Source organism: Microbispora sp. ZYX-F-249, assembly GCF_039649665.1.
GTDB classification, from domain to species: domain Bacteria; phylum Actinomycetota; class Actinomycetes; order Streptosporangiales; family Streptosporangiaceae; genus Microbispora; species Microbispora maris.
Genome location: NZ_JBDJAW010000001.1, coordinates 160,767 through 181,888 on the forward strand (window position 1 = coordinate 160,767; position 21,122 = coordinate 181,888).

Here is a 21,122-nt window from a genome sequence, read left to right on the forward strand (position 1 = left end):
GATCGGGACAACTCAACATCGAGGCCCACGCCCCTGGACGCCCCCTGGGCTTAAAGCCATCCCGCGCCGTCTCGACCGCCTTCTCCAGCAGGCGGACGGCATCTGCTGCAGCGAGGACGTTTGATTCCGGCGGATGCTCTTATGGTTGTCAAGCCGCGATTTCGTGATCATCTGCTGTGATGATCCGGTAGAGCTCGCGGGCGATGTAGCGTTTCAGGCAGCGGATGATCTCTTTCTTGGAGAGGCCGTCTTTGGTGCGTCGTTCCATGTAGGCGTGGGTGCGTGGGTCCCAGCGCAGGCGGCACAGGACGACGCGGTAGAGGGCGGCGTTGGCTTGGCGGTCGCCGCCGCGGTTGAGCCGGTGCCGGGTGGTCTTGCCGGACGAGGCCGGGATGGGGGCGGCGCCGCAGAGCATGGCGAAGGCGGCCTCCGAACGCAGCCGGTCATGGTTTTCACCGGCGGTGACCAGCAACTGGCCGGCGACGTCGGTCCCCACCCCGTGGGCGGCGACGAGGCGGGGATTGATCGCGGCCACCAAGGGCTGCAACAGCTCGTCCAGGTCGGCGATCTCGGCCGTCAGCTGCTGGTGGCGGCGGGCCAGCGAGCGCAGGGCGATCTGGGCGGCGGTGGCGGGTGCGGCGGCATCGCCGGGGTCGGGGCGCAGGCCCGCGCATGCGGCGATCAGCTTCGTGGCGGACAGGCCGCGCAGGAGCGCGCGCAGGTCCTCGGGAGCGGTGACCAGCAGGGCCTTGATCTGGCGCTGGACATCGGCGCGCTGATCGATCGCGGACCGGCGTGCCACTCGCAGATTACGCAGCGCCTCGATCCGGCCGTCCCGCTGTTTGGGGGTGCCGGTCCGTTGTCCGGCCAGGGCCGCCTTCGCGGCGGCGATGGCGTCGATGGGGTCGGACTTGCCCTGGAATCGGCGAGCCTTGCGATCGGGGCGATCGACCTCGACCACGCAGACGTCCCGCTCGCGTAGCAGCCGGGCCAGCCCGGCGCCGTAGACACCGGTGCCCTCGACCCCGACCCGCACCAGGTGCCCGAATCCCTGCATCCAACTGAGTAGCGCCTGGTATCCGGCCATGGTGGCGGGGAACTGCTCGCTGCCCAGTACCCGTCCGACCATGTCGATGACGGCTGCGGTGTGGGTGTCTTGATGGGTATCGACTCCACCGGCGATCTCAATGATCGCGGTGTCATGCGGTGTAATGGGGGTCATCGTCGTCCTGTCGTCTTGACCGTGGGCAGGGCGGCACGCACCAGCCGGGCGATGCGGACAAGACAGTGATGGGGCCTCTGGCCAGGCTCTTATTAGGTCACTCCGCCAGGTCCGGTGAGTGCACATGAGCGCCTCCCGGCCAGGGCCGACAGATCCCGTTGAGGACCCAGGGTCAGTCAGTCGCTGGGTCAAACCCCGCCGGGAGGCACTCACCTACATCATCACTGTCAGTGGGCGTCCCCGAGCTGGAGGCGAGCTGGTTCAGACAAGGCGGCACGTGCCCCGTCGAAGTCGGCCAGTCGGGCTGCGACCGTCGCTACCGCCAACCGTTCCGGCAGAACAGCGGCGAACTTCAGACCGCTGACGGCTCGTCTATCGACGTCTGGCAACACCAGGAGTTCGCCGTTACCCGCGCTTTCACGAGCGTTGCGCCAAGAGGCGAACGTCAAGTCTTCGCGCAGCCGCACATAGAAGTCGGTCGGTCGCTGCACAGGATCGGCGATCGAGGGCAGCGTGGCTGCCAACGTCGCATTGGCTCGGTAGCCGGCCCAGGTCCACCATCGAACGTCATCGCCTGCGCGAGTTACCAGCGTCCCGCCGGGATGCACGATGCTCGGTGCCTCATCCTCTCGCCATTCGGCAAGGCAGCCCTGTGCCCGGCGGGTAAGTGACACCGGTGGGTCATCGCCGAGTAGCACATCGCGCATAGCACGGGTGAGCTCAAACGACAGGCCAGAGATCCCTCCGCTGGTCCACTTGGCGATGCCGCCGCTGTCGGCCGGTTCGACGAAGACCCTCTTGCGGATCCAGTCGATGAAGTTCACTCGCCAACTCCGGCCACCCAGGAGCAGGAGGCGCGGCCCTTCCCGGTGCTCGGTCAGCACCGAAGTGTCGGTCTGCCCGATCTCTTGCCGGCCCGCCAGGACGGTGAACTGCGGCGGCGCGGTGAACGATGCGGTCAGCTCAATGAAATGCCGTCGCCCGAAGCGTCGCTCGGCCTCGGGCCCGATGAACAGAAGCCCGCTGTCTTCGTTGAGGTACCCCTCGCTGACCAGGTGGCGCAGGATAGGGGCAGCAGAGCGGTCGAAGGGTGTCAGCCCGTTCCACTCCTCGGCCCACGCCTGATCACCGATCTTGAGCTGCTGGAGCGTAACCGCCAACAGTTGTTGCGCGACCAGGTGACGCGGTTCCGGCGGTGGGATCACCGGTTCCACCCAGCCGCGCCCCCACAGCAGCAACAGACCGGCGGCCTGGAGCAGAGTGTCCTTCCGCGTCGCGAGGAACAAGCAGTTACGCACGCTGTCCGCCCGCCGCCCGGTTCGCCCGATCCGCTGGAGGAACGACGCGACCGTGCTCGGAGAGTCGATCTGAATCACTCGGTCCAGGTCTCCGACATCGATGCCGAGTTCGAGGGTGGAAGTGGACACGATGACGCAGTCACGGGCCTCGGCGAATGCCCGCTCCGATCGAGCCCGTTCCTCCGCTGATAGAGAGGCGTGCGATAGAAAGACCGTTACCTCACGGGCGCGCAGTGCGGCCCCCAGTTGTTCCACCTGCCGGCGCGAGTCGCAGAACACCAGCCGTTTCTCGCCTCGATGCAGTGTCGCGATCAGTTTCGCGGCGTTGCCGAGCGAGCCCACGTAGTCCAGTTCGACTTCACCGGCTGGGCGTGATGCCCCAGCCGTTTGCGTCGGGTCCGGGGCGACCACCCGACCGTTCCGCTTGCCCGCCCGGGCCCCCTGCAGCCAGCTGAGCAGGTGTTCCGGATTGCCGACGGTCGCCGACAGCCCAATTCGCTGGATAGGTTGCCCGGTCACCCGCTCCAGCCGTTCCAGTACGGCCAGCAGGTGCCACCCGCGGTCGTCGCCGGCGAAGGCATGTACCTCGTCCACGATCACCGCCCGGACCTGTCCCAGCAGGTATGAGTGATCGGTTTTCACCCCGATCAGCATCGCCTCCAGCGACTCCGGGGTGGTGAGCAGAATGTCCGGTGGATCAAGACGGATCCGGCGCCGCTGCGATTCACGAACGTCGCCATGCCAGAGCGCGGCCCGCCGCCCAACCCACTGGGCGTAGGAGTCAACTCGTGGGGCCAGATTGTTGAGGAGCGCCTTCAGCGGGCACAGGTACAGCACCGACACCCCGGTCCAACGCTTCCGGGTCATCGCGGACAGCATCGGAAAGCACGCCGCTTCCGTCTTGCCCCCAGCGGTAGGGGCGAGCAGCACCGCGTCGTCACCGTCCATCAGCGGTTCGATCGCCGCCCGCTGCAGTTCACGCAGGTCCGGCCAGCCGAGAGTATTGACGATGTGATGCAGCACAACTGGATCGAGCCGATCCAGCGGGTCCGCCATCACAGGTCCAGTTCGATGTCGTCGGCAGATGCGGCGAGGTTTCGTTCGACGTCGGTGAGCTCGCCACTGGTCACGGTCAGCCGATAGTGCTGGCGTGGGTCGAAGTCCTCGAACTGGTCGATTCGGTCGAGTACGTCGCCAACGAGCTTCTTGAGGAACAATCGGGGCGCCACTCCGACCTTGCCGCCGAGCGCCCCGCCAACCGCTCGCGCCAAGTCGGCGATGTACGCGTCGTCAGCGAGAATCTTGACCCGCTCAGAAGATCCGATGGCGTACAGGTCGCGAATGGTCGCCCCGAGGTCGACCAGCGACTCAAGCGTGAATCCGGGGAGCCGGAGCTGGACCGCACGTGGGTTGTCGAAGCGCGGATCCGTCGTGAAGTCGGTTGCGAGACGCTGAGCCAGCGGGGCGAGACGCTGCACGCCATGCTGGGAGTCGAAGAACACCGGGGTTCCCGTGATCACGAGATACAGGCCGGGGAAACGGCCGGAGTGCACTTCGTCGATGAGCTGACGCAGCGCATTGAGCGCCTTGTCGCGGGCGTCGGAACGCACCCGCTGCAGGGTCTCGACCTCGTCCAGCACGACGAAGAGCCCGGGATGGCCGGTGTCGCGCAACACGGTCAGCAGCCCCTGCAGGAATCCGAGCGCCCCGAAGTGATCAAGGTCTCCGCGTACCCCAGCTGCCCGGCGAGGGGCGGCGGCCACGTGGGGCTGTCCACCGAGCCAGGCAAGCACAGCGGCAGCGGTCGCCTCGTCCCCGCCCACCAACGCGTTCCGATAGCCACGCAATGCCGTGGCGAAGGACGGTGCGTGTCGAGACACCTCAGCCAACCGAGCGACCAGCAGCTTCTCCACCTCGGAGGGGAGCTCCTCCTCGGTGGCTCCAGCAGCCAGGGCGTCCTCTTCCAGTGCGTAGAACCACGCGTCCACCACCGGCCGCAGCGCGCTCGGCGGGAAGCTGGCGGTGGTGAGCCGCTCGGTCAGCCTCCGGTAGACGGTCTCCAGCTTGTGCAGCGGGGTTTCGGTCTCGGAGATCTGGATCTCCGAGACGGCGAAGTTGCGCCGCTTGGCACGTTCCCCCAGCCAGCGCGTGAAAAATGTCTTGCCCGAGCCGTACTCTCCCCGAACAGCCTTGAACACTGATGCCCCGGAGGCGACGGCCTCCAACTCTGCGTCAAGCGCCGTCTCGAAGCGATCCAGGCCGGTGGCGAGCAGGTCGAGACCGCTCTCGGGTACGGCTCCGCGCCGCAGCGCGTCAATCACCGCACGCCGTCGCGTCGCGCTGACCTGTGACGACCGAACGTTACCCACGCCCATCAGTGTCCCAGCTCGAACTGATCCCGGAGCAGGCCGGTGTTCAGCCGTAGCGTCCTTCCGTCGGGCAGGGTCTCCAAAACTTGTACGCCGTCGTAGTTCAGGAGCTGGCGCAGCACCGCGGCGAAGCCGTCGGCACGGACGGCTGGGTAACCGATCCGCTGCGCGAGCGCGGTAACGGGAAGCGTGCCGGTGTCGAGCAGCGCACACATGGCCGTTTGGACTTTGTCCATGGGGGGCTTGCGTGCCAGCAGGTTAACCTGCTCCTTGAAGATCACCGAGGCGAGCAGCGCGTCAACGAGGGCATCACGGGCCGACTGCACCGGAGGGGCGGCCTGCCGGGTCAGGTCCATCTCGAACAGCGCTTCGCTTGCGGCCGGTTGCGACTTCACCCGCTTGGAAGGCTTAGCCGGCTTCTTGGGTTCTGTGGCCACCGGCCGTAGCGGTTCGGCCTGGAGCGACCACCACTTTGGGCGCTGGTCGCCGAGTTCGCGCCACCCTTTCGGAGGATCGGCGCCGAACGGCAGGAATGCCAGAACTGGAATGGCGAACTCGGCGAGCGAGGCACCACCGTGGTAGCCGGCCTTCTGTGCGGTGTACCGAGAGTCCGCGTCCCACAGCGCCACGATCTCGCCACCGGGTTCCGGCCACACCACTCGTGGACCAGACAGCGCGATCTCAGTCTCCGCCAGCGGCCCCCCGGGCGTCCGATGGCGGGCGGAGCCAAAGCCCTCGCCGTCGATCTTCATCCCGTGGCGGTCCACGACGTGTCCGTGGTCGCTGGTGATGATCACCGTCATCCCCTGCTCTGCGCCGATCCGCAGCAGTTCTCGCAGCTTGCCGATCTGATCGAGCCGCCAGGATCCGTCGCCCAGCTTCTGTTCCTTGGCGAGCCGGTCGTCAATGGTGTTCAGCACGACCGCGACATGGGTGTGCTGATCGGTGAGAGCAGCGGTCAGTTCAGGCCCGAACGAATCGCCGACCGTTTCGCCGCGCAGGTCGTCCTTGTGAAAGACCGCGGCCGGAGCCCCACCCCAGAACCGGTGAGCGGGGAACATCCGTTTCTCGTCGGTCTGGTTCCCCTTCGTGAGCTTGCCCGCGAACAGCGATGTGCGCGACACAGCGGTCAACGTGGGCAGCGCCGCAGCCATGGCACGGCGTCGCGGCTGACCCTCCGCATTGGACACCGGGTCGTATTCAGCCCACTGCCTGCGCAATTCCTCACCAAGTTCGGCGGCGATCGCGGCGCTCATGCCGTCCAAGACCAGAAGCAGCACCCGGCGCCCCGCTTTGGGTGCCACCAGTGGGCGGACCACCCGGCTCAAAAACGTCTCGACCGTCAGCAAGGAGCCGGGGTCGGTGCCCGCCGCGGTCCACCCGGCCAGTGTCGTGGCGAACGACCGGTCGATTTTTCTCCTCTGCTCGCGAGCACGAGCGCCCAGCGTGTCGTAGGCGGCCTTTAGCACCGGTTCAGGGTCGCCTCCTGACTCGATGTGCTCTAGAGCCTGATCCACCCAGCCCGTTTCGGCAACGTGTCGCTGCACGGCCGCCGCGACCGTCTCGACTTCGATAACCGGATCGGTCGCGAGCCACTGGGCCAGCCGCTGTCCCATCCGAGCACGCTCGATCCGCACTCGGGCATCCGGATCCACAGCCAGGTGGTGGGCGTCCAGCGCCCGAACGGCCTTCGCGATCACCTGCGGCTCTCCGGTAGCCAGGGCTTGCCCCGCCGCGACGAAGCGCGCTTTCAGCCCTGCGGCCATCACGGGGCTAGCCGCCGCTTCGGCTTCGGCGCCGAACTGCCGTGCAAGCGCCTCCGCCCGGTCCAGCACCATGCTGGTGATCCGACGTGCTTCGCGCGCCGTTTTCTCATCTGCGTCGGTACGGCTCATGCCCAGCAGCACCGTCACGAACTCCTCGCAGGCCCGCCCGAACGCGGCCACCAGCCCGTCCAGGGCTTCGCCCACTGCGGGTGGCTGTTCGCCAAGCCACCGTTCGACCCGCCCCCTCGCCCGGTAGGTCTGCGCGTCGGCCTCGGCATGCTGCCACAGGGCCGCACACACCAGCCCGTACGGCACCGCATCGGCTCCGTGCTCGGCCGTCACCAGCGCCATGAGCGCCTTCCCTGCTGCTCCCGCCTGGTCCTCCTCTCCGAGGAAGGCGGCCAGCCCTTCGCGTTCCGGCCCCCGCAAGGCGAGTAGCCGCTCCGGCCCCCCCGGACTGATCGACCATGACAGCAGGGCATAGATGTCCAGGTTGTCGCCGAGCACCTGATCGTGGTCAGTGTCGTAGCGTCCGAGCCGGAGCCGCCGGAGGGCGAGCTCGGCGAGCGCCGCCCGTCGGGACAGCAGGCCCCCAGCCAGCGGAGGCCAGCCCCCTGGTGGGGTGGCGTCAAGAAGCGCTTCGGCCGCCCAGTTGATGTCCCGCAGCCGGGGATCGATCTGCTCGGCCCCGAACGCCTCCCGCACGACGTTCCAGCTGTCGACGGTCTCGATGCGTTGTTTGTGCACACGGGCGAGGATCGCCGGATCCAGCTCGGGTTGTTCACGATCGGTCAGCACGACCAGAACCGCGGGCGCGTCGGCACCTGCCTTCATATGCGCGAGCACCAGTTCGTGTACGGCCAGCGGAGAGGAAGCGGTCGCGACCTGGACTCGTTGACCGGAGCCCCAGACTATCTCGGCGGGGCCATCCCAATGGGGTGTGGAGCGCAGTAAGACGACACGCCGTCGTCCCTCACCCGTCAACGAGGAGGCCAGAGACGACTGCGACGTCAGGTATTGGGTGACGGTCGTAGTGTTCAGCCGTACCGTTCCGAGGGTGGCGCCCGCGGTGCTCATCAATCTACGACCTGCCAGCTGATCTCGATGGTGGCTCCAGGCCGCTGGGCGGCGAGATCCGACAGTTCGGCCTGCAGGTCAGCGGCGGCTCTGGCGGCTGTCGTCCTGCGCCGGCCACTCGACCGGCGCTCCGGGTTGTCCACCGGCACCCGCGGGTCGCTGGTGACCGTAGTCAGGTCCACGTTCTCGGGTCCGGGAGAGGGCGGAGTGGGGGTGGGCGAAGGCGGCGTGGGCTGCCGATCCTGCTGGTTGCGCTTGATCAGCGCGGTGACCTCACGACGAGTATGGTCCAATGTTTCGACCAGGTCAGCCGTTCGCTGGTCAGCACGGGCCACCCCACGCAGCGACTCCAGCAGGGCTTGACCCTCGGTGCCCTGCCCCGATGCGAGGTCCAGCGTGTCCCATGCGGCCCCGACCAGAGCCTGGGCGACGGCATTGGCCTTCTTGATGGACGTGCCGTACCGGTCCGGACTCACGGGGTCGAGGTCGAAACGGGCCAGCGTCTCGATGGTCTTCTTCGCCGAGGACGCCCCGGCGCCTGCCTGTCCGGTAGCCACAAGCGCCTTGAGCAACTCAAGGGAGCGGCGGGCGATGACGAGCCGTCCGCTCTCGTCTGTTTCATCCAAGCCGAGGAACGCGGTGTGGTGCTCCAACTGCTCAACCAGCCTGGCGGCCGTCTCTTGGTATTGCCGCGCGGCAGTGAGGATCTGCCGGGCGAACTGGTGCACCATGCGGCCACGCCGGAGCGTCGGTGCCTTGTCACCAAAGATGGTCTCGTATCGCTCCCGCGCGGTGTTCCAGTCATGCTCGCTGGGCAGTGGCTGGCTGCGCAGCGCGTCTCCTGGCTTGATCTGCGCCAGTTCGGGCGCGGGGTCGAGCGGAACTCCGCCGCGTACCCACACCCGGTCGTCCATCTCGGCGAAGGAGGCGGCAACCAGGTTGGCCAGGAACGGCTCCAGGCCACGCTTTTCCGGCTTGTCCATCCAGTCGATCAGGTGAATCAGGCTCAGATCCCCGGTGATGCCCTCGGTCTGCGCCATACGCCGGAAATGGTCAGCCCAGCGGTGGGACAGCTCGAAGTACGCCTCCTTCTGCTGTCCGAGCCCGAGGGGCCCTGCCACCCGCTCCATCAGCTTGCGGTCCTTCAGCGGCACTTCCACACGCCCGTCCCGCGCCTCCGCAGCGGCCCGTACGTACGTGAAGACCGTCTTGGCGTCGCTCGGCTTCACCGCGACCCTGCTGCCGTCCGGGTCGAGATTCGGATGCTCCGGGAACTGGGCAGCCAGTAGTTTGCCGGCGACCGCCCGGATGGCCTCATGCATCGACTGCCCGAACGAAAGGGTCAGATTGCCAACGTCACGTAACGACACAAGGTGGTCGTCGAAGCCCACTTCGACATCGGCCTCCATCTGCTTGGCCAAACCGTACGCCTGCTTGAAGGCCCCCTTCACATGCTTGAGCAGCGCCAGCTTCTGGCTCTCCAGAAGCCCCTTCGCCCGGGCCCGGTTGTCCGGGCTAAGGTGTGCCGCGTACTGCGTGGCGAACCGCTTGTCATCCGAGAGCGCCTTGTCGATGATCACGAGCCGTTTGAAGTCGTCCAGCCGTTGGGCCGACAGGTGCGTCGGCACCCAGGCGACCGTCCGGGTGCGTTCGCGTTGCCGCTCGCCCAGGGCACGCAAGCGGTTGATGTCATCGACCGGACCGTAGTCGTTCTCGTCGAAAGGCAGGTCGATGATGATCCGCCACTGGCCATCGATCTGCGGCTGCAGATCATGGTCAAGCAGTTCGTCCTCGTCCGCGATGTTCCCGAAGATGACCTCAACCGAGCGGTTGGAACCACGCCACACGAAGCGCAGCTCGTCGGCACCGAGCCGGCCGTCGGGGTGGTCGACACCCAGTTCCTCGATGAGCAGCTTTTTGGCGAGCGCGATCCGGTTGCCGGGGTTGTTGTTGACGGCGGCATTGGCGATGACCGTGTCGACGTCGATGCCCGCGAGCTCCAGCCGCACCCCCGCGTTGGCGCCGGCGCCAGTCTCCTTGATCTCGGGGAAGCGAGCGGCCCATTCGGCCACCTTGTTCTTGATGATGCCGACCTCGCTGCCCGGGATCGGCGCCGTCACCGAGCCGTAGTTGAGCGCGCCGAGGCGGCGGATTGTCAGGTCGCTGAGCGCGGGGACGCTGGGAGCGAGCGCGGACAGCAGCAGGGTGCACACGAGCTGGTTGTCGCCGACGAACACCTTGCAGCGCTGGGCAAGCTGCGGGTCGGTGATGGTCTCGGGCCGGTGCAGGTATTGCTCGACCTCGTCCTCGGTGACCCCCGCGGAGGTCAGCAGGTAGGGCCGCAGCTTGGTCTTGTACAGCTTGTCGGCGGCCTCAAAGACCACTTTCAGGCTGTCGACGAACGGCTTGTCGCCACCGTCGGCGATCACCGGGTACAGCTCGCCCACCGGGATGAGCTGCCCCAGCCGCAGGTCGTCGCGATGGTTTGCAAGCAGCTGGCCCATCAGCTTCAGACCAGTGCGAGAGCGCTGCAGGGCCGAGGAGATATGGACCAGGGTGTCCATGAAGGCGGGCGAGAACGGGTAGGTCAGGCGGAACGATTCCTCGTCCGCCCCTGTCGTCCCCTGCTCGGACCCCAGCAGCGTGTCCCACACCTGCAGACCGACCTTCTTGGTCTGCGCGAAAGCCTCGTCGATCAGCGCCGCCTTACCCTCCTTGGGCTTGAGCAGGCGAGCGTGGGCGATCTGCGGGAGGTTACGGTCTTCTAAAGTGATCTTGTCGAAGCGTCCAGAGGCCAGGTTCAGCGTGTCCTGGATCGACGCCTCCGCGGCACCGGCGTCCAGTTCCTCGCCGACCAGTTCCCGCAGGTCACGCTGGCGCGCGATGAACGACACTACGGGGATCGCGCGCCGGGCGTCTCCGCCTTCCACAAAGTTGGTGATCTTGCTGGCTTCGCGGGCCACGAACTTCTGGTCATGGATGAGCGTCGCCAGCCAGAGGATCAACTCGTCGAGGAACAGGATCAGACCGTCATAGCCGAGGGACTTGGCGTGCTGAGCGATCACGGACAGGCCGGCGTCCAGCGAGATGAAGCCGTGCTCATCCTCGGCCGCCTTCTGCGCGAACCCCGGCAGCAGGCTCGTGCTCGCGTCCTGCACCAGCTTGGCCCGCAGCTCTGCCGGGGTGGTCGGGTGCACCAGGTTCAGCGCCTCGCCGCCGTCGTGCGACTCCTCCGCGGCCAGCGCCTGGTCGAGCAATTCGGGTGTCCAGGCGAACGACTCTCCCCACTCGTCGTCCTCACCGTCGTCGCCACCGAGGCCGCTGATGACCGCGGTGTCTCCCATCCGAGCGCGCATCGCGCGGATGTCGGTGAAAAGCGCGTCGGTCCGGTAGACCTGCGGCGTCGGAGCGTCGGGGTGTAACTTCTTGATGTGGCTGACGTAGCCGCCCAGCACCCTTTGCTCCATGGCCTTCGCGCCGAGCATGTGGTACGGCACGAGCAGGAACTTCTTGCCGTCGCTGACCAGCCACTCGTGCTTGGTCAGCACCTTGTCGAATTCCCCCATGGCGCGGGCCGTCCGGTTGCCGCTAAGCAGCGCGTACAGCACGGCCATAAAGTGCGACTTACCCGAGCCGAACGATCCGTGCAGGTAGGCCGCCTTCGACGTGTGCCCGTCGAGCGCCGACTTGATCAGCCCGAGCGCTTCGTCGAAGTTCTCCAGCAGTCGCTCGGTGACCACGTACTCCTTGAGCGCGTGCTCGGCGCCCTCGGGAGTCACCGCCTCGGCAAGACGCAGCACGAAGTCGGAGGTGGAGATCGACTCCTTGATGTCGATGACGTCGCGGAGCAACGGCTGCTGTGCCATGGGTAGGTCGCTCTCCCTCGTCTACTTCTTCTTCGTACGGCTGCCGCGGACCGGCTTGGCCGGCATCCACTTGCGCAGGTCGTCGTCGGTCAGCCCGTGCTCACCCTGGATCTGCTGGCGGTAGGCCGCGAAGAAGTCCGCCGGGGAGCCGCTGTACATGATGTCGAACTCGTTGTGCCACTGGTAGAGCCATGGCTGGAGTTCGAGCAGGCCGGCCAGGAACGGGGTGATCTCCTCGGTGGACAGGGCGTGGTTGGTGAAGTACGTGGCCAACGCCTGTGCCTGCTCCCGATGGTCCCAGCCCGCCCAGCCGTACAAGTCCGGGGTCTGAGTGTTGACCATTCCGTAGGAGATGAACCGTTCCTTCGGCACATCCAGCTTGCCGCGCGCGGACCAGTAGGAGCCGCGCAGGAAGTCGGCCGAGGTGTACTTCGGCGGAACCGGGATCGAATCCCGGATCTGCCGCTTGGTCTTAATCTGGGGGTCGTTGGAGAACTCGGGCGCGGCGTCCTCCTGACGCTGCAGATCCCAGACCTCCTCCCAGTCGGCCCGCTTCTTCAGCCCGCTCGGCTTGTAGCGGAGCGCGGCCAGGAACGGAACGTGCTCGGTGGAGAGCAGTTCGGAGACGACCGCGAGTAGATCCCGGCGCGGGGCGTAGAGGGCGGCGACGGAGACGAAGTCGTCGTCCCGGGAGAGTGTGTCAACCAGGCGCGGCAGGGTGAGGATGGTCGGCTGCCCATTCTCGTCGTACCAGTGCTCGCGCGCTTCGATCCGGTCCAGCAACCATGAGCGAAGCGCCTTCTCCTGAAGCGCGTCCCAGCCCTCGGTCGCCCACCGCCGCTTGTACTCCGGCCGCTCTACCATTCCGATCGCTCGGGATGACTCGATGGCCTCGATCCGCTTTTGGACGATCTGCTTGTATGGCTCCGGCCAGTGAGCTGGGATCTCCTCAACGGACGTGAAGCCGTATCCCTTGAACCACCCCTCTGAAGCCTCGCCCTTGGCTACGCGACGAGCGAGCACAATTTCAAAGGCACGCTCACCGAGGGTAAGGTCAGGCACATCGCCTTGAGTAGCGCGCAGATCCTCGGAATGCAGATTGTAGAGTGCGTAGACCTGCCAATCCAACTCCTCCTGTAGCGCGATCATGCGGCTGCGAATGAACTCCCACCTGGCCTTGGCCTCACGCAGGGCCCCGGCGGTGGGAATTCCAGCGGCGACCACCGCAGCGGGAGTGGTCGTGGCGAGTTGTTGCGCGAGAGCGTCGATGGCAGTGGCGAGTTCCGTGGGGTATCCGGCAGGAAGTGGGAACTCTTGAAGTTTGGTGCCAGTGAACTCGTAATGCGTCATCCACGCCTCGGACACCCAGCGATTGCCGCCTCCGCTGTTGTTGTCCATGCCCCCCTTCGCCTGGCTCACCATCTTGAGCCAGAAGCCAGCGGTGGAGCTGTTGAGAAGGCCGAGCAAACGCAGGTGTTCCTCCTCGCTCGCCCCCTCCCGGAGCTTGATCACCGGTGCGGACTGCTTGAACACCTTCCCGCCTCGGTCCAACACGAAGTGGTTCAACCTCGACACGAACGAGAACGCGATGCCTAGCGGCACCGAATATCGTTCAGGATGCCAGCGACTCCACTCATACCAAGTAAGACCGATTTCCTCATGGGTGCCTCCTGGCTCCCGTCGTTGCCGCAGAAGAGAGCGAAAGCTCCAAAAAAGCGGCTCTATGTCACCGGTCAACTCGGCCTTGAGGTCGCTCCCGTACGGGAACAACGACTCGGTTTCCGACGAGACGTTCCAGTCCCGAACAGCGTCGCCCTCGACCAGGGGAACTACATGGCAGCTGTCTACGCCATATCGCTTCCAAGAGCCGACAGGACCAAAGTAGGCGGCGTCATTGCCAGTATGCGTGTAACGGCCGATAGCTCGACGTTGACTAGCCAGTCGATCAACCGAAGCTGAACCGAGCTGCTCGACCATCTCCAGACCGCCATCGACGAGAATCCACGGCTGCTTCCCGAAGTAGCGGTCTCGACCCAGGTCGTCCACAGACACCCACTGGCTAACTGAACCCGGTTTGTCGATCTGGTCAACGATGGCGCTCCAGACCGGTCCGTCTTCACCGTTCTCCGGAATAGATAGCTCATCCTGAATTCCCCGGACAGTACGGACCGTCTCCGAACGACCGCTACCCGTCCGACGCTTGCCGATAAGAATGACCGTTGGCGTGCCATGCCCGGGGATGTAGGCGCCCGAAGTGTCGATGACCTCAGTCAATTCCACCTTGTGTGCGAAGAATTCCTCAATCAGCTTTGTGCCGAACTCCCGCTTCATGAACGAGTCCGCAGTAATCTGACCGACCATTCCGTATCCGCGCCCATCTTCGTCGCCTTGCTTGGCCAGTTCAAAGAAGCGCTGCGCGAACGGCACGGACAGCGCATATTGAAGAGTGCAGGCGTCGTACAGCTCCCGGTAGAGCCCGTTCAGCTTCTTATCTTTGACCGTGATGTACGGCGGGTTGCCCACCACCACGTGGTAGCGGCCCGGCTCCAAGATGCGAGGGTGCTCGTGCACGTCCTCCGTCGCGTATGCGAAATCGGCGAGCGGATCACCCGGCACTTCGTCACCCAAAGTCAGCGCTAGTTGCCGAGCCTTGATCAGCGAGTCGCCGACGGCCAAGTGGATCGGCCAGTCGTACTTGGCGGCCTCCTTCATCGTCCGCACGCCGGCAGCGGCCATCGCCGCAACCAACAGCCGAAACCGAGCGATAGCGACCGCGAACGGGTTGAGGTCCACTCCGTGAACCGAGTCGAGCGCAGCCCTCACCTGCTCGTGCCGGTCCCGGCCGGGCTGGCGCTCGCCGTACAGCCGGATAAGGCGCCGGAAGGCGCCGAGCACAAAGTGCCCGGAGCCGCAGGTCGGGTCGATCATCTTCAGCTCTTCATACCCGAATTCCCGGATCGCCGGGTCCATAGTCCGGTTAAGGATGAACTCCTCGACGAACTCGGGGGTCTGAAGGAGCGCATACGTCTTCCGTGCGTCCTCGGACATCCACTGGTACAGGTCGCCGAGGAACCGTGTGTCCCAGCCCTCGGTGCCGTCCTCGTTCAGCGGATCGGTGAAATCGTGGACCAGCTCGCCTGTCTCGTCTCGCTCGCGCCAGAACTCGACCAGTTCGCGCGCCCCGTCGTGCGACAACGGGATCTGGAACAGCGGGTTGTGCCTGCGGCTGAACAGCAGCTCGCCCGCCTGCCCCTCCCCCAGTTCGAAGAAGGACCGCTCCAACCATCCGCGATAGGTCGGGTCCGGGTCCTCCTCGACATATGCCTCGTACCGGGCCTGCGCGAGATCACGCCGTTCAGCATCGGGCGCCGTCAGGTACGGCTCGGGGATCAGCCGGTTGTCCTCGCAGAAGCGGACGAACACCGTGCCCAGCACCCACGCCACCGCGACCTGCGTCACCCGCTCGTCCAGCCAGGAGCCCCAGGTCGCAGCCGTCCGCCCCAGCTTCCGGGCCTCGTCGTATTCGGCCCGCAGCCGCGCCCCGACCTCCGACACGGCCTTGACCTGCCTGGCGAGGTCGGCCTCGGCTGCCTTGACCTGTGCCTTCAGGTCATCCCGCAGCCGCTCACTGTCGATCACTTGGCGTCTCCCGATCGCATCGTCCTTAAGTGCTCGCCACCTCGATGGGTGTTCCGCACCCACGAGTCCGGCAGCTCGATCCACTCACCCAGCCCGGCCTGATACGGCACGGCCACCGTGCCGAGCCGCGGCTCCCGCGCAGCATCACTCTGCGGACACAACAGCCACAAGCCCCGCCGGCCCAGGCGAGCCGCGGCCGCCAGTCGGTCCAGGACGCCCATCGCGTCGTACCGGGCGAACGCTCCGGCGTCCGTCAGCAGTACCGGCCCGGACCCATCGTCGAGCTGGTCCTTGATCTGCGGTTCGATCCGGCCCCAGGCCGTGCGTGCGTATTCGGCGAACTTCAGCGCCGCCTTCGTGCCAGACTCAGCGGCATCGGCTCGCAGGATCGTCTCCCACGTCGGCTTGGTTCCCGGCGGCACCAAATCGTGCATGACCTCAAGGAACAGCTCCGTCACCGAGGTGACCTCGGCTCCGAACCTGTCACCTGTGAGTTCGGCCACCGCCACCTGGCTCAGTCCGGCCCGCACGGTGAGGACCCGGAACCCGTCCCGCCGAGACGACATGGTGAGGCGCTCCTCCGCGCGCACCGCATTCGCGAGCTGCGGATCGTCGGCGTACCGGTCGGCAGCGCTCAGTCGCGTCGCCAGCCGCCAGGCACCGACCGACAGGTAGCTGGAAGCCTGATCCATGCGGGTAGGCAAATAGCGGGCCGTCCTGGTGTCCTCACGGGTGGACAGCGTGAGCTCGAATCCCGCCTCACGCAGAGCTTTGGTCAGCAGACCTCCGGTGGGGAGGTCCGGCTGACCCTGATAGGTGATCTCCGGGAACCGCGCGAGCACCCGCTCATGGACATCAGCCACAGTCAGGCCAGGCTGGCGCTCCTCGGGCACGCCCGGGATGAGGCGGACCAGGCCCGCCTGCGTAAGCCGCAGCGCCCGCACCAGTGGCAGATCACGGGGATAGATTTCCAGCCGAGGTGTGGCAGCTGCGTTCCGTGACGCGGCGGCGGCCAGAGCGACCATGCGGCGCTCATCCCATTCGATCGTGCCGGGCGGCGGGGTGATCGCGCCGAGCTCGCTCAGCACGATGGTCGCTGTCGGCAGCGTGTCGAGCTTGGCCAGCCGGTCGGCGACCTTGCCCAGCCGCTGGGCGTAGTCGAGCAGGCCGGGGGCGGAAGGGGTGTCGGGATCTTCGTTGTCCCCGACCTCCAGGGCCAGCAGGCCCGCACCCAGTGCCTCGTGCGTGGCCTCACGGTTGGGCAGGTGCTGGAACTGACTGCTAGCCGGATCGAGCTGCTCAATCTCGACCACGGCCCGGACTGCCGCAAGCGCCAGCGCCCTGCGTCGCTCGCGCCCCTGCAGACGCGTGCCTCGCCGTACCGCCAGCGTGTCGGCGATCTCAGCGGCGGAGGCCACCCGTCCCATCCCGGCCAGCAGTTCAAGGATCTCTTCCCGCAGCGCGGCGACAGCCGGGAGCTTCTGCCACCGCAGGCGCTGGGTCTTCAGCATCTGCGGAATACGGCCGGCGCTGAGCCCCAGCGCCTCCGCGACGTCCTTCTGCTTGGGCCACACACCGATGTGCCCGGGCAGTTGGCCGTGTTCGTTGGGCAGGCGCAGCAGCAGCCGCACCATCTCCACCTCGTTGCCGTTCGACCCGTTCTTCTTCAGTTGGGGAACGAACAGCGTGGCCAGGGTGTCGAGGCTGACCGAGCGCAGGGTGCGCTGGGGCAGCATGTCGGCGTTCTCGCCCGTGGCCAGGGTGCTCACGAGGGAGGCCTCTACAGCACTGAGCTGTTTCAGCTCCTCGTCGGCCTTTCGGCGCCCCTCCGGGCTGAGCGGGGAGACCGGGATCAGGCGCAGCCGCTCGCCCCACTCACGCTGACGGCGCTGGATCTCGTTGCGGGTCTTCGCTCCCAAGCCGGGAGCGTTGACCAGGTTGCGCTGGCTGAAGTCGAGCAGCCCTCCCACCGTGGTGACGCCCAAGCCGTACAGGAAGGATTCGGCGGCCGGGGTGAGGCCCGCGGCTGATAGGTGTGTGTCGCGGGTGGCTTCGGCGGCGAGCCGATCGCGCTGCTGCTCGGCGGACTCCGGCTCGGCGTCGGCGATCGACGGGGCAGGGACGTCATCGGACGAGGGATGCCGGGAGATCCGAGGCACGGATGGCGTGGTCTCCGCCATGTCCAGGAAGATCTTCTTCCAGGCGTCCCGCATCGGCTTGAGCTCAGCGAATCGCTGTGCGACATCACGGTGCAGGGCCTTCCGGAAGAAGGCAGCCAACCCGTCGCGGATCGCGGGGTCGAAGGCGTCTAAGGCGATCGACGGGAATGGGTGATCCTTCGGGTCGGTCTGGCGGGCGGAGACCTTGCCGTCACCCCACTGCGGTAGCTCGCCCGAAGCCATCTCATGCAGGGTCACGGCGACGGCATAGCGCTCGGCATGAGCGTCGTAGACCGAGCGGGTCAGCGTCCCGATGAACGGGTCGAGATAGCCATCCGTGCCCGCGTCGGTCTCCTGCACCGGGTATCCGGCCAGCGAGAAGTCGATCATCACCAGCTCGCGGGTGCGATTGGGACGCACCCGGATCGCGATGTTGTCCGGCTTGATGTCACGGTGCCAGACGCCTTCGCCCTCCAGGAAGTCGACCGCGCCGAACAGGTAGTCGCCGTAGGCCTCCAGCTGGTCGACCTGGAGGCGACCACCCTCGCGGAGCTGTCGCGCCACGGTCTCCTCGCGACGGCGGCCCACGCCACCCGGCTCCATCGCGGCATCGGGGTCGCGCTCGTCGCCGACGTACTCCAAGGCCAGCGTTGTGCGGCCACCGATGATTAGTGGCTCGGGCTCCACGAGCCGGATGATCCGCGAGTCGGGCCGTAGCCGCCCCAGCACCTCAGCCTCGCGGACCAGGACGTCACCGCGGTTGTCGGACAGGGCCACCTTCAGTACAGCGAAGCCGCCTCGTGCCTTAGCCAGCAGATCGCGTACGAGAAAGGCTCGGCTGGTCGAACCGGTGCCCAGCCTCCGCCGGACTTCCCAACGGCCGGCCAGGACATCACCTGCGACGGCCTCGAGAGGGTCCTTCTCCGGCGCCTGGGTGTGGTGATCAGCCTCAGCCGTACCTGGCTCGGGTGCGGTTAGCGAGTCCTCGACGCACTCCAGCATCTCCAGGAACTCGTCGACGGACGAGAGCCGCTGGGCGGGCCGGTAGGCGGTGGCGGCCTGCACCAGCTCATCAATGTCCTGTGAGAGGCCGTCCACTAGGGCGCTGGGCCGCAGCCCCTCCCCCGCCTCCAACCGGGCCAGCAGCTCGGCCTGGCTCGCTGCCGGAGGCTGGCCCGTAGCCAGCAGATACGTGATCACGCCAAGCCCGTACACATCAAGAGCGATCGGGTCGGCGTTGAGCGCGGTCAGTTCGGGGGCGAGGTAGGGATCGGAGCCCTCGGCCAGGTGGATCGCCGACAGCGCGGTCGGGGCGAACCTTGTCATGCCCTGCGACTGGCCGCTGCTGCGCTGGGTGGCGATGTGCCAATCGGAGATCTGCAGGCCCGGGGAGAGCCAGGCGGCCTCCTCGCCGACGGTCTGGCCTTCAGGGCCCCGATTGCGCGGGATCACGTGGATCGAGCGCGCGGCCAGGGCGCGGTGGTGGATGCGGCTGGAGTGCGCTGAGCGCATGGTCTCGGCGAGCTGCCGGACCAGGGCCATCCGGCCGAGAATGTCGAGCTTGTCGCCGTACTGGACCAGGTATTCGTCTAGGCGCAGGGTGTGCGGGTGGTAGTCGAAGATCAGTGCGGGGCCGGCCGAGTGCCCTGAGGGGTCGTACTGCTTCAGCTGGACGACCCCTGGGTGGCGGAAGCGTCGCAGGATGGCGGCCTCGCGCCGGGCGGCGTTTTCGACCGACTGCCGGATGGAGGCGTCCGAACCGCGCTCGCGCAGATAGATGCGTACACGCGCCAGTTCGGGCAGCTCACTATGACGAGCCAGGTAGTCGGCCCAGGTCGGGCCGGTGTCGAAGGACTTGCGTTCGAGTAGGTAGGGGCCGACCTTGTATTCGGCGTCGCTGCGGCGGATGCCAATCTGCTCCAGGGTGGACTTGATCTCCCTGGAATCGGTGGGGGTGATCCGTCGCCGGTCGTCCCGGGCAGGCTCCAGCAGCATCTTCACGAGCTCGCTGATCGTGTAGACGCCGTTCTGGTCGTTCGGAGACAGCCGTACGCGGAGGGACGAGTCGGTGAAGCAGACTGCTGCACCGACCCAGACGCGCTTGCCGTGCCTGCCCAACAGCCCGGCGAGTTCCTTTGCCTTCTTGTCGGTCAAGTGCAGAGGATTGCCGTGCGGAACACGGCGGCCACTCGGGCTCGTCTGCACCCACGTGCCGTTCTCGGTGGCGACGCTGCCGTGCCAGTCCTTCAGCTCGATCAGGTAAACGCCACCGGGGGCGACGACCAGCAGGTCGACCTCCCGTACGTGTCCGGCCTGTGCGGTGAAGGTGAAGTTCGACCAAGCCCGCCAGGGTTCGGAGTCGGGCAGCTTCTCGCGGATGGCCTCCAGGCCACGACGCTCATGATCGAACTCAGACTCGGTGACTGTGGTCCACCGGCCTTCGAGCATGCGTCAACTCCGCCTGTTGATGTTCTTCCTGGCCGGCCGCTGGCCTGAGGCCGGATCTTTGGGTCAAAGCTTATCGGCGAGGTGTGACCCCGGATAGGAGCTCAAGAAGTCACCTCCTCTGGAGTTGGCGGGCGCGCCGCGCAGCACCTACGGCCTGCAACTGCTCTGCCAGGTGCTGCTCGCCAGCGCGCGTTCGCGTCCGGGGCGTCGCCGCCGACCTGGACATCCCGGTGGAGGTCGGGCTTTAGAAGTGGAACGTTCTAGAACTCTAAGCTCAGCCGGACTGAGGACAACCACTCTATGGCTATTTCGCAGCAGTGGGCGGGAAATTTGGACGTCTCAGGCCTACTATGACGACTGGCACCTGTGAGGCTCCTGACAAAGCAGCGCCTCCTGTGGCTGTGGATGGGAGGCCAATGAACGAGGCAGAGGTCCAGGAACGGTCCATAGAGCTGCCTGCGTTGTGGTCCGACCCGATCGAGTTCGACAAGAACAGCGCGCGTCAGCTTCTGGCTCCATCGCGAAAAGCGGGCGTGGTAACCGAAACGGGATCAGCGTGGGCAGTCGCTGACGGGCATCGCTGGCGGATCGCTCCAGCACCCGCCTCCGACCACACTCACCTGATCGAGAGGAAGGGCGGCGGTTTGGCGTGGGCTGGCAACAAACCAGCCAATCCGCCAGCCGAAGTTCGGTCGTCTCTTGAAGACGCCTTCCGGTTGCCCGCCCTCGGCTCCCCATCACCGACTCACCGAGGCCTGCGGGCCCCGCAGATCGGGGCGCTCCTTGCGATCTTCGCTCACTGGACAACTGGGAGCCGGCAGCCCGCGACGGTCGTCATGCCCACCGGCACCGGGAAGACGGACACCATGGTCGCCGTCTTCGCAGCCGAACGCCCCGAACGTCTGCTCGTGCTCGTGCCTTCCGATGTGCTGCGCAGCCAGACTGCGGGTAAATTCGAAACCCTCGGCGTGCTCCCCGAGGTTGGAGTCGTGAGCGATTGGGCCAAACGGCCCGTAGTCGGGCGCGTGGGCCATGGTTTCCAGTCCGTGGACGCTGCACGCGCCTTTGTGCGAGCGTGCAACGTCGTGGTGGCCACGCCCTCGGCCTTGTCCGAGTCCGACGAGTCCATACGACAGGCCTTCCTGGACGAATTCAGCCACCTGTTCATCGACGAGGCCCATCACGTGGCCGCCACTACCTGGATCCGCCTTCGGGACGGCTTCGACGGCCGTCCAGTGGTGCAGTTCACAGCCACACCGTTTCGGACCGACGGCCGTC

General features: G+C 66.5%; 7 protein-coding genes and 1 pseudogene. 1 reads left to right on the forward strand and 7 read right to left on the reverse strand.

The genetic code is table 11. The features are described from left to right. Positions 1 to 148: 148 nt before the first annotated feature. The 7 genes from AAH991_RS00755 to pglW form a co-directional block, all read right to left on the reverse strand. Positions 149 to 1,222: an IS110 family RNA-guided transposase gene (locus AAH991_RS00755; protein ID WP_346223980.1), complete on the reverse strand. Its 1,074-nt coding sequence runs from the start codon at positions 1,220 to 1,222 to the stop codon at positions 149 to 151. A 227-nt stretch (positions 1,223 to 1,449) separates the two neighbouring features. Beyond that, a complete protein-coding gene (locus AAH991_RS00760; protein ID WP_346223981.1) occupies positions 1,450 to 3,576 on the reverse strand; it encodes a DEAD/DEAH box helicase in 2,127 nt (708 codons plus the stop codon). Next, a complete protein-coding gene (gene brxD, locus AAH991_RS00765) occupies positions 3,576 to 4,895 on the reverse strand; it encodes a BREX system ATP-binding protein BrxD (RefSeq protein ID WP_346223982.1) in 1,320 nt (439 codons plus the stop codon). The genes AAH991_RS00760 and brxD overlap by 1 nt, the downstream gene beginning before the upstream one ends. Next, positions 4,895 to 7,732: a BREX-2 system phosphatase PglZ gene (pglZ, locus tag AAH991_RS00770; protein ID WP_346223983.1), complete on the reverse strand. Its 2,838-nt coding sequence runs from the start codon at positions 7,730 to 7,732 to the stop codon at positions 4,895 to 4,897. Before pglZ ends, brxD begins: the two co-directional genes overlap by 1 nt. Further along, entirely contained in the window at positions 7,732 to 11,598 is a 3,867-nt protein-coding gene (gene pglY, locus AAH991_RS00775) for a BREX-2 system ATPase PglY (protein ID WP_346223984.1), read from the reverse strand. Before pglY ends, pglZ begins: the two co-directional genes overlap by 1 nt. 21 nt (positions 11,599 to 11,619) lie before the next feature. Further along, a complete protein-coding gene (gene pglX / locus AAH991_RS00780) occupies positions 11,620 to 15,237 on the reverse strand; it encodes a BREX-2 system adenine-specific DNA-methyltransferase PglX (protein ID WP_346223985.1) in 3,618 nt (1,205 codons plus the stop codon). Further along, positions 15,234 to 19,844, reverse strand: a complete 4,611-nt coding sequence (pglW, locus tag AAH991_RS00785; RefSeq protein ID WP_346223986.1) for a BREX system serine/threonine kinase PglW — start codon at positions 19,842 to 19,844, stop codon at positions 15,234 to 15,236. Before pglW ends, pglX begins: the two co-directional genes overlap by 4 nt. A gap of 416 nt (positions 19,845 to 20,260) precedes the next feature. On the opposite strand from pglW, the pseudogene AAH991_RS40420 reads away from it, so the two are divergent. Next, positions 20,261 to 21,097, forward strand: a pseudogene (locus AAH991_RS40420) (DEAD/DEAH box helicase family protein); the annotation flags it as partial. Positions 21,098 to 21,122 lie beyond the last annotated feature (25 nt).